This window comes from Mesorhizobium sp. M1322 (genome assembly GCF_040318085.1).
Lineage (GTDB): Bacteria > Pseudomonadota > Alphaproteobacteria > Rhizobiales > Rhizobiaceae > Mesorhizobium.
Genome location: NZ_JAMYLP010000135.1, coordinates 1 through 10,514, shown reverse-complemented (window position 1 = coordinate 10,514; position 10,514 = coordinate 1). Strand labels below are relative to the sequence as shown.

Annotated in this window: 6 protein-coding genes; all 6 read left to right on the top strand. The window is 58.4% G+C overall.

The features are described 5' to 3' along the window. The first annotated feature begins 1,158 nt into the window (after positions 1 to 1,158). The 6 genes from NKH12_RS28550 (at position 1,159) to NKH12_RS28525 (ending at position 10,457) form a co-directional block, all read left to right on the top strand. Positions 1,159 to 2,385, top strand: coding sequence for a glycosyltransferase (locus NKH12_RS28550; RefSeq protein ID WP_352956206.1), 1,227 nt, complete (start codon positions 1,159 to 1,161; stop codon positions 2,383 to 2,385). Beyond that, the gene (locus NKH12_RS28545) at positions 2,382 to 3,650 is read left to right on the top strand and encodes an O-antigen ligase family protein (RefSeq protein WP_352956205.1); all 1,269 of its coding nucleotides are present in this window, start codon (positions 2,382 to 2,384) and stop codon (positions 3,648 to 3,650) included. The genes NKH12_RS28550 and NKH12_RS28545 overlap by 4 nt, the downstream gene beginning before the upstream one ends. 4 nt (positions 3,651 to 3,654) lie before the next feature. Next, on the top strand, positions 3,655 to 5,652 hold the full coding sequence (gene asnB, locus NKH12_RS28540; protein ID WP_352956204.1) for an asparagine synthase (glutamine-hydrolyzing): 1,998 nt from the start codon (positions 3,655 to 3,657) through the stop codon (positions 5,650 to 5,652). A 1-nt stretch (position 5,653) separates the two neighbouring features. After that, positions 5,654 to 7,873, top strand: coding sequence for a GumC family protein (locus tag NKH12_RS28535; protein WP_352956203.1), 2,220 nt, complete (start codon positions 5,654 to 5,656; stop codon positions 7,871 to 7,873). 73 nt (positions 7,874 to 7,946) lie between these two features. Beyond that, positions 7,947 to 10,160, top strand: a complete 2,214-nt coding sequence (locus NKH12_RS28530) for a lipopolysaccharide biosynthesis protein (protein ID WP_352956202.1) — start codon at positions 7,947 to 7,949, stop codon at positions 10,158 to 10,160. Positions 10,161 to 10,196: 36 nt separating this feature from the next. Further along, complete coding sequence (locus NKH12_RS28525; protein ID WP_352956201.1) at positions 10,197 to 10,457, top strand: AAA family ATPase; 261 nt, start codon at positions 10,197 to 10,199, stop codon at positions 10,455 to 10,457. Positions 10,458 to 10,514 lie beyond the last annotated feature (57 nt).

Sequence of the window (10,514 nt, the reverse complement as noted above, 5' to 3'; positions counted from 1 at the left end):
CATTAATAATCCTTTTTTTCTTAGCGCCCCGCGGTGCCTGCCTACTCGACGGCGTATATTAGCTTCAAATCACATACCAACACCCCTCTGATAGATTCGTTGATCACCAGCAGGATCGCCTCACGGAAGCGGAATTTTACTTAGGATAACCACGATGTCGTTTAGTAACATTCCATTTTACTATCGTATACATTAACCACGGCATTCAGATAAATTGTACATTTTTTTCGGAGTGGTCTTTCACATTCTTATATGTGATCCGTCTTCGAGAATGATTTCCTGTCGAGTATTTTGTCTTTCAATAAGATTGTAGACGGTGTCGATACCGGTATTTCGCGAAGATGCCTTGGCGATGCTGACCTGCTGAAGTGGCGCCACAAAAGTCTGATTTTAACTGCCAGAAACTATGGTCTATGAATAGAACGGCAGCCATAATAGCCTTTCTGTACAATATACACTTACCTGCAGGCAAATCTGACTGCGTTAAGCCAGGTGCTGAGCCAAGCCATGTTCTCTGGCGTCGCAACCCAATTTTCTGTGGACACAGTGGGCAGGTGCTCGCTTACAACGATGTCATCCGCCGACGACATTGCCGGCATCGGAGATGGTCGAGCTAAGTTACCTGCTGGTCGCAGACAGATTCTACCAGGGCGGAAGTGACTGAGATGCGGTTCAACCAGCGTACTGAAGCACCGGCCCACGGTCGGGACGATGCTCAGGCCGGCAAAGCACCGACCCAGACCGAGGTCTGACAGCGGACGATTATCGAAGCGCAGTCTTTGGTTGCCCCGCCCGCCGGCGAACGCGCCCGCAGGATTTTTTCCTAAATTCGACGCGCAAATGATCCCGCCACGCCCTTCACCACGCAGGAGGATATGCGCGTCGAGGAAGCCCGCCATCCGGCCTCGGCATCACACCTGTGCAGGCCTTGGGCGTGGATTGCCTCGCCAAGCCGGAGACTTAGCTGCCTGATGTCGCAACACCTTGATCCAAATGCGGTTTGCCTCATGCAAACAGACGAGGACAGTAGGCAAGCCTGCCCGTACCGTGACTTGGCATCCATACACGCAGAAGAAGCGAAACCAAGGTCATGAAGGCAGAGTCAAAAGCCGGCCACTTCCCGCGATTCGGGGACGGCACATGGTCGGGAGAGGCAGGATGAACCCGCATGTCGTGTGTGTGGGAGGCGAGGATCACGCCTTAAGAATTCCGTTCCTGATGTCGCTTCGCGAAAGGGGTTTTCGGGTCACTGCAGTCTCGAGTGGCGGTGAAGCCGCGTTTTTGCGGCATGGCATTCCGCATCGCCGCTATGGTTTCGACCGATTTGCCAGCGGCGGCAGCGGGGAATGGGGCGCCATCAGAACGATTCGAAAATTAATGTCGGAACTGCAACCAGATGTTGTCCAAAGTTTCGACACCAAACCGAACCTGCTGACGCCACTTGCGGTGCGCGGGAAGACCCCCGTCATCCGCACGATCAATGGTCTGGGCTGGACATTCTCGTCGCTGGAGCCACGGGCTCTGGCCCTGCGTCCAGTCTTTTGCGGACTGCAATGGCTTTCGTCCTTCTGGACGGCTGCGACGGTCTTCCAAAATCGGGACGATCAGGCTTTCTTTGAACGCTATCGACTGATCCGACGCGGCAGCGGGCGGCTGATCCGCAGTTCTGGAATCGACGTCGATGCGTTCGCCATGGCAAGGCATCTTGCCCCGTCAGCGGCGAAAATGCGTGAAGAGCTTGGGCTCCAGTCCGCCGAAGTCGTAATTTTTGTCGGTCGGTTGACCCGCCAGAAGGGTATCCCGACACTTCTCAAAGCGGTCCCACGCGTCCTATCTAAGAGGCCTGATGCGCGCTTCGTGCTTGTCGGTCCATGGGAATCCGAAGGGCCATTTGCCGTCGACAAATCGGACATCGATCGATATGCCCCCCATGTCATTGCCTTGGGTCCGCGACGCGATGTTCCAGCCCTTCTTGGCATGGCCGATTTGTTCGCCTTTCCGACACAATATCGGGAAGGGATCCCGCGCGTCCTGCTGGAGGCAGGACTGGCGGCATTGCCTATCGTCGCCTCAAGGATGCCAGGCTGCAATGACGTGGTTGAAGAGGGATGGAACGGCTATCTCGTCTCACCGCACGATGCTGATGGCCTTGCGTCTCGAATAATAGACATCCTGTCCGACCGTGGTCGCGGAGAGATCATGGGCGGTCGTTCTGTCGAACTCGTCCGGGAGCAGTTCGCGCTGCCGTGGGTGGTCGACCAGTATTGCGATCTCTACAAAAGCGTCCTTCGCGTCGAATCCCACGGCGGTCTTGCTCGACCGGCGTCCCCGATCTTGCTTGAAGGGGATGCCGCAAGCCGCGGATTGGGTGGAGCACGCCGATGATCCGGGATGCGTTGCTGGCCAGCGGCATTGCGATGGGCTATGCGACGCAGTTCGGTGTTCCGGGATTGCCCTTCGGATATACCGAATTGTTCTTATCGCTTTGGATCATGCTGTCGATCGGGCGAGTAATCGCCGGTGGTCGCTTGGAGGCCACGCCGGCCCTATTCCGTCTTGCGACCTTCTGGCTGATCATGACGCTCACCCTGGCGGTCGGTGCGATTGTCGGCTTACTGACCACGGCGGTTCTGGACCTCTCGGCGCCGATTCACGACATAATGGCATACATGCTGCTGGCCAGCGTCACCTGCCTGGCTGCCGCAGAGCCCGACGCCGATCGCCACCTGCGCCGCACTGCCTGGTGGGTGATCTGGATAGCAAATGCATGCTTTACCTTTCAGCTGGCACTTGCGTGGGGTTGGATCCATCAACCCGGTGTCAATCCCTGGTTCTGGGATCGCTTCATGGGCTGGTCCGAGAATCCGAACCAAATTGCTATCTATTGCGCAATTTTTGGTCCGCTGGCTTTGCATCTTGCTACGACCACAAGCAGTCCATGGGGGAGGGTGATCGGGTTCAGCAGCCTTGTTCTGACCGTCTATGTCGGTAGGCTGACAAAGAGTGATGCCTATCTTCTTACAGGCGTCGTGAGCTGCCTGGTATTTCTAGGACTGCGGGTTCGGACATGGCTTACGACCGGTGACAAGGGCAGCGTTTCGCGGCAAGTCGCCGTCCTCCTGATGGTCGGCTTCCTCCCCTTGGCGATGTCGATGACGCCCTACGTTCTCAGGGACATAAGCAGCGCCGAAAATTTCGCCAAGAGCCTCAGCAAGGGGAGGGGCGGCGAGGAGACCGACTCAACCGTTACACTTCGCGTCAGGCTCTGGGGTAATGCAGTCTACAAGGGCGTGACGTCAGCGTCTCTTGGCCTTGGTCCTGGCCCGCATGTGGACCGCCCCTCGGTCGAATATCGGCAGTTTCTGCCCGAACCTTTCGAGGCTCACAACACGATCCTCGATCTGTACACGCAAGGTGGTCTGGTTGCGGTCCTGGCCCTGCTTTGGATCGTCGGCTCGGCGGCCATGTCAGCATGGCGTGCGAAGCTCGATGCCCTTTTTGCGCTGGTGGTGGCGATCATGATTTACGGGTTTCCGCACCTGATCATCCGCCACCCGATCGTTTGGTTTGCGCTGACCCTCTGCCTTGTTGCGGGAACGCCGCGAGTACTTTCGGCTACTTCCATCAAAACTTCCAGGGACTTGGGGTGACGGGATGTGTGGGGTTGCCGGAATTCTTCTTGCAAACGATGCGGCTAGTGCGAAGCCGCTGAGGGCAATAGCGCAAATGACGACAGCCCTTCGTCACCGTGGGCCTGATGGCGACGGCTTCTGGGCAGATCGTGAAGCCGGCGTTGCCTTCGGCCACAGGCGTTTGGCCATCGTCGACTTGTCGGAGGCGGGACACCAGCCGATGCATTCGGCTACTGGCCGATATACCATCACCTTTAACGGCGAAATATACAATTTCCAGGATCTGCGCCGCGAACTTGAAGGCGCGGGCCATCGTTTCCGCGGCACCTGCGATACCGAAGTCATGCTGTGCGCGATCGAGAGTTGGGGGCTCAATACCGCGCTCACTCGCTTCGCCGGCATGTTCGCTTTTGGATTGTGGGATATGAAGACGAGGACCCTTCATCTCGCCCGCGATCGAATGGGCAAAAAGCCGCTTTACGTCGCTTCAACACGCGATGCGCTCGTTTTTGCCTCCGAGTTGAAGGCGATCAACTGCTTTCCAGGTTTCTGTCAGGAACTCGATATCGATGCCGCCACGTCTATGCTGTCGAGGGGATGGGTACCGGATAACAAGTGCATCTGGCGAGGCGTCTTCAAGCTTCCGCCCGGCTCAGTCCTGTCGGTGACGGCCGCAGATTTCGCGGAGGCCCGCAGTGTCGCGTCGCTTTCGCATCGTATCCGATACTGGTGGTCGCTGGCCGAAGTCGCCGCGAAAGGTCGGCAGGAACCAATTGTCGGCACTGACGAAGAACTGACGGATGAGCTCGACGGCCTGCTACGACTTGCGGTCCGGGAACGCATGAACGTTGATGTGCCGCTGGGCGGCTTTCTATCCGGTGGTGTCGACAGCTCCGCCGTTGTAGCCCTGATGCAGGCTCAATCCACAAAACCGGTGCGCACGTTCACGGTCGCTTTCGGAGAGGGCGGGTTTGATGAGGCTCCCCATGCTGCGGAGGTTGCCCGACATTTGGGCACCGACCATACCGAACTTCACCTTTCTTGCGCAACCGCGCGCGAGGTCATTCCAGAACTGCCGCAGACCTGGGACGAGCCGTTCGCAGACGAATCGCAGATACCAACTCTGCTCGTGGCGAGGCTCGCTCGCCAGCACGTTACGGTGGCTCTGACGGGCGACGGTGGTGACGAATGCTTCGCCGGCTACGCTCGCCATCTCATGGCAGCCCGAGCGAGACGACAGCATAGGCTGCCGTCACCGCTGCGTCAGACGCTTGCGGCCGGTGTCGGATTGCTGGCTCGTGCAGCCCGTCACGATCTCGTCAGCAAGCTGCCGCTTTCGACGCATGCGCGGCACGCGCTGCGGAGCGACCGGTTGGATCGCTTGGCTCGGCTGCTCGCAGCGGCAGATGAGGACGAATTGTATCAGCGGCTTAGGGGATCATCGACCGAGAACCTCACCCAGCATGAGCTGCCCTTATCAGTTCACGGCGCACCGCCGCTTGATGGCCTGCTGTCCCGTCTCTTGTACGACGACATGGTCGGCTATCTGCCCGGCGACATACTGGTGAAGCTGGACCGCGCCAGCATGGCCGCGAGTCTCGAGGGGCGATGCCCGCTTCTCGACCATCGGGTTGTCGACTTCGCCTGGCGGCTGCCGGCGGACGCAATGGTTCGCCACGGCAGAGGCAAGTGGATCCTTCGTCAATTGCTGCATCGCTATGTTCCCAAGCGGCTGACCGATCGGCCGAAGCAGGGCTTCGACGTCCCTATAGCAGTCTGGCTGAGAGGGCCGCTGCGCATCTGGGCCAGCGATCTGCTCGCCGATATGCGCCTCTCCGGAGACGGGATCTTCGACTTTGCAAAGGTCCAGACGTGCTGGCGAGATCACATGGATGGAAGGCAGGATCATTCTCGTGATTTGTGGGCGGCGTTGATGTTCCAGGCCTGGCGCAACGAGGCCCGTCGGCCACCGGCGCCGGCAACGGACCTGTATCGCGTACTCGAACTGGCAGGAGTGTAAAATGGAAGGTTCCATAGTCAGCCGCAAGCAACTTCCGCGCGCCACTGAGATGCACGTAACCGCGCACGAGACCAAGCCGCGCATGAGGCGGCCGCTGCGCGAGCAGATGGACGCGCAGAGCTCCATTCATCAACTCCTCATTACCATCGCGAGGAGAAAACGATTCCTGCTCGCCGTGGTGGTTCTGGGCGGTGTTTTGGCCGGGCTTGCGGGTTTGGCTGTCCCTGTCCGTTACGAGGCGAGTACGCAAGTTATCCTCGATGCTCCAAGCAGGAATGGGCCCCCCGGCGCGGAACCTGCTCCGGCAATGCTGGATGCCAGCATTGACGACAATATAACCATGCTCTTGTCGCAAGGAAATCTGCGTCGCGTGATGGCAGAGCTGCGCAAGACGGAGGCCGGCGGCACTGCTGGACAAGGTGATGCCGGAACTGGAAGTTCTCGTCCCGACCCTGCTCGCGGCGGCCGGTCGATTTTGCGCTCATTTGCAGACGGCCTGCGGGCAGGAATTTGGCCGCAGAGCAAGCCGGAAGCTGCGGATGCGGCTGAACTAAAGGCGTTGCGAAAGGGCATGAGGGTTGGGCAGGAATTGCGATCGAGAGTCATCAGCATAGGCTTTACCGATCCCGATCCGGCGCGAGCCGCCATGGTGGCTAATACGTTCGCCCGATTGTATATCGACGATCTCGCGAAGAGACGCCAAGCAGCGGACAGACTGGAACTCACCTCGATAGTCGCTGCCCTGCCGGGCATACGACGCGATCTGGCAGAAGCGACCGATCGTCTGGAAAAGTATCGGCTGAGCCATGGTGCAGTCGACCAAGGTGCTGCGGACAACGCCGCCAAGGAGACGGCTGAACTCAGCCAGCAGATTTCCTTGTCGAAAGCGGATCTCTCCGCCACGGAATCTCGCCTTCAACATATTCAGGAGCTGCGAAAGGAGGGGGCATCGGTCGCCTCGCTCGCGCAAGCTATCGGATCACCGGCGCTGGCCGACCTGGCGGCTCGCCAGGCCAATGACACGGCAGATAAAAATCTGAGCGATGCGATCAACCGCGAGATCGAACAAGACACCGCTCGTCTCGCTGCCGAGGCCAGCATCTACCGGGCCCAGATTGCAGCTCTGGAAAGTCGCAAGAATGTGCTCGACGCGGTTGTGGCCGATACGGCCGGCCGGCTGTCCGGGCTGCGTGCACTGGAGCCGCAGGTCAATATCTTGACGGAACGATACAACCAGCTTCTGTCCCAACAACAGGACTTGATACGGCGCATCGCAACTCCCTCGGCCGGAGTGTCGGTCCTTTCGGCGGCATGGCCGCCGACGGTTCCTAAGACCCTGTCGCCGATTTTCCTTATTCCACCCGGTATGGTTGTGTTTGGGCTTCTTGGCGGGGTCTTCGTTGTCGTTCGCAGCCGCCTCGATCAGACTTTGCGGGGCGAGGCCGAAGCTGAAGCAGCGCTTGGGGTTCCGTGCTTGGGGCTGATACCACAAGCGGCCACAATGCACGCCAAACGGCTGAAGCAGCTGGTTTTAGCCCAGCAGAGGTCCAGATACAGCCGCGCCGTGACATCCCTGCTTGTCGCCGCAGCACCCAAGCAAGCGAGAGATCGCTCGTCGCACATCATTCTCGTAACGTCCAGCGTCCAGGATGATGGCAAGACCGAGCTTGCATGGAGCCTGGCCTTGGCAGCCACCCGACTGGGGGGCCGAGTGCTTTTCCTCGATCTTGACCGCACGGGCGCCCGCCTCACGAACGAATTCCTGGATGAATTCACGGCGCTCAAGCCACACAACTTTTTCGGAGACTATGTGAGCGAACGCTGTGCCTTGCACGATGCAATCGCGGGAATGCCTGAAATCGGAATCGACTTCATGGCTCTCGCACCGTCTGAGGATCTGCTGGCGTTGCTGTCCACGGTCGACAGTTCCCTGTTCACGGATGAGCTGCACTCGAGCTACAGCATCGTCATCATAAATGGACCGCTGGGACTTGGGGGGCCGGAGGCCGGGCTTCTGACGGGCTGGGCTGATGCGGTTCTTTTCGCGGTTCGCTGGGGCAGGACGCGACGCAGCATCGCACGCGGTGTTTTGGAAACGCTTGAGAGCGATGCGTCAGTTACGGTCCCTGTGGGGAGCGTTCTCACGCAGGTTAATCTCAAGAAGCACGCCGGCTACCAGTTCGGGGACAGCGCTGACCTTTTGCTCGAGGAAACATCATGAGCGTCACAAGCGGACTTCGAAGCAACGATGGTCGCGGAAATCGCGCGGGTATCGCCACGATCGGATTGGACCCATGATCATTGAACTCTTCGGACCGCCTGGATCCGGCAAGAGGACCTTTGCTCACGCCCTTGCCCGGCGCCTGCGGGAGGAGGGGTACCACGCAAAGGTTGCCCTCAGTCACCGGCCTCGCCAGAGGGGATCGAGCGTCGATCTCGGGATCTTCCTGGCTATTTTCAGGATCATATCGGCAATATTTTCAACATTAAAAATCCTGCTTTCTCCGAGAGGCAGGATCAAGGATCTTTCAACGTCCCTTTCCATGATAAGAGTGATGCCGCCAGACAAAAGAATATGGCGGGCCCGGCTCTGGCAGCACATATTGAAGCTTTCGCGCCGCTGGGATGAGGCGAAGCAATCCAGAGATGTCGTCATATTCGATCAGGGCTATGTCCAGGCGATTGCGTCGCTGGCAATGTTCAGTGGGACCGCAGACAAGGTCGCGCTCGCAAAGGCGCTCAGCCTCGCGCCCGCAGCTGATTTCACGCTCAGAGTTGTTGCACCACGTGCGATCGTGGAGACGCGTTTGCAGCAGCGGATGGAGCATGAAGCGCCTGCGGAGCGAATTTTCGAGGCAGATTTCGACACAAACATGCGCACTTTCGGGGTATTTCAAAGCATAAATGACATTCTCGTCGGGTCTGACCGAAAAATCATTCCGATCCACACTCTCAACGATCAGTCCTCGTTAGAAGGCATTCAGTGTGTTGAGCGGAAAATAATCTCGAAAATTTTGCAAGCCGGCGGTGGACCTGCGGCCAAAGGCAGCCAAGGCTATGAGATACTCGACGCTGACCACCACTGTAATGAGATGAAGACCGCACGAACTTCTGCGGCCTCTCTTGCCGCGGGGGATATAGTTTTGTCCCATAACGAAGACATGCGTCGGAGTCTCGGCTACGCCAGCATCTTCGCTCTTTTGATCTATATCGGTGGTGCGGGGTTGACCAGCTTGGCGCAGTTGTTGATAGCGCGCCTCGTCGGTTCCACCAGCTATGGCATCTATTCCTATGTCCTGGCCTGGACCTCCGTGCTTGGCTATCTTGCAACGCTTGGTTTCAATGTCTCCCTACTGCGCTTCGTATCCGCCTACAGGGCAAACGGGCGGCTTGACTTGGCACATGGTGTCGTCAGGTTTGCTCTGCAAAGATCGCTGGCGGCGGCGACACTGTTCGGCATGATCGGCGCCGCTCTGATCTATTTCTTTTCAGATCCTTCTCACAAGGAACTTGAAATCAGCCAGCTCCTTGGCATGGCAGCAGTGCCTTTGGTCACCGCCTCCGCGTTGGGTGCAGCACTTATTCGTGCCTTCGGCGGCGGTGTCTCAGCCCTCCTGCCGGAACGCATCGTACGCGACGGCCTGTTGTTGATGTTGCTGGGAGTCGCGGCCTTTTCCGGATCATGGACCCTCAACGCACCCCTGGTGATGCAAGCGGTGCTGGCAAGTTCGGGCATCACGGTCGGACTGGTGTTCATCATGGCGACAAGGTTTCAGCCGCCCGGCTTGCGGCAGACTCAGCCCAGCGACGCGTCGCATGAGTGGTGGGCGGCGGTTCCGCCAATCATGCTTATGGCCGGGCTCGATGTTTTCATCAGTCGGGCCGGGGTCATGGTTCTGGGCTGGACAGGTCATATTCGAGACGCGGGAATCTTCGCCTTGGGACTGAATGTCGCGTTGCTTGTGAGCCTTGCCCTCGTTGCCGTCGGCGTGATGTTTTCGCCAGCAGCGGCTGCCCTTCATACCCGAGGCGATCGGAAGGGTCTGCAGCAGCTATTTTCGCGAGCCGCCATACTTTCCTCTGCCGGCGCCATAGCGATGGCCGTCCCGTTGGTTGTGATTGTTAGACCTCTCATGAACTGGTTCGGTGAGGATTTCAGCACAGGGGCACCTATCGCGCGGGTACTGATGCTCGGATATGTCTTTGTGGCGCTGTGCGGACCCCAGCTGAATCTTTTGACGATGACGGGAAACGAATGGGCAGCAGCAGCCGCCATGATCGTTGGCGCTGTCGCTGGCATCATAGGCTGTGCGGCAGGAATCGAGCTTTACGGTCCGCTGGGTGCGGCAGTAGGCCTGGCGCTTGCATTGGCCGTTTGGAACGTGGCGATGGCGATCTATATCAGAAAACGACTGAAGATCATGCCGGCGCTGATCTTTGCGTTAACGTCTTTCAGAACAGGCGCAGTCGAAAGCCGGCACCGGCAACGGTATTGGTTCATGCGCTGATCGCGCGAGAGTATCGCCACCAAGGGGTTCGACCCCATGATCATTGAGATCTTCGGACCGCCCGGATCTGGCAAGACAACGTTTGCTCACGCGCTTGCCCGGCGACTGTGCGGGGATGGATACCACGCCAAGGTTGTCCTCAGTTACCAGCCTAGCACCAGGGGAGGGAGGTTCGATTTGGGAATCTTCCTGTTCATTTCCAGAATTATGGCTGCGATATTTTCAGCTTCAAAAATATTGCTTTCTCGGAGAGGCAGAATATATTGTAAGCGATGTCCCGACGGCACCTTTCGGTGATCGGCGTGAAGGACGATGTTCGGAGCCTTTGAGGGCTTCGACACATGACGATTTCAG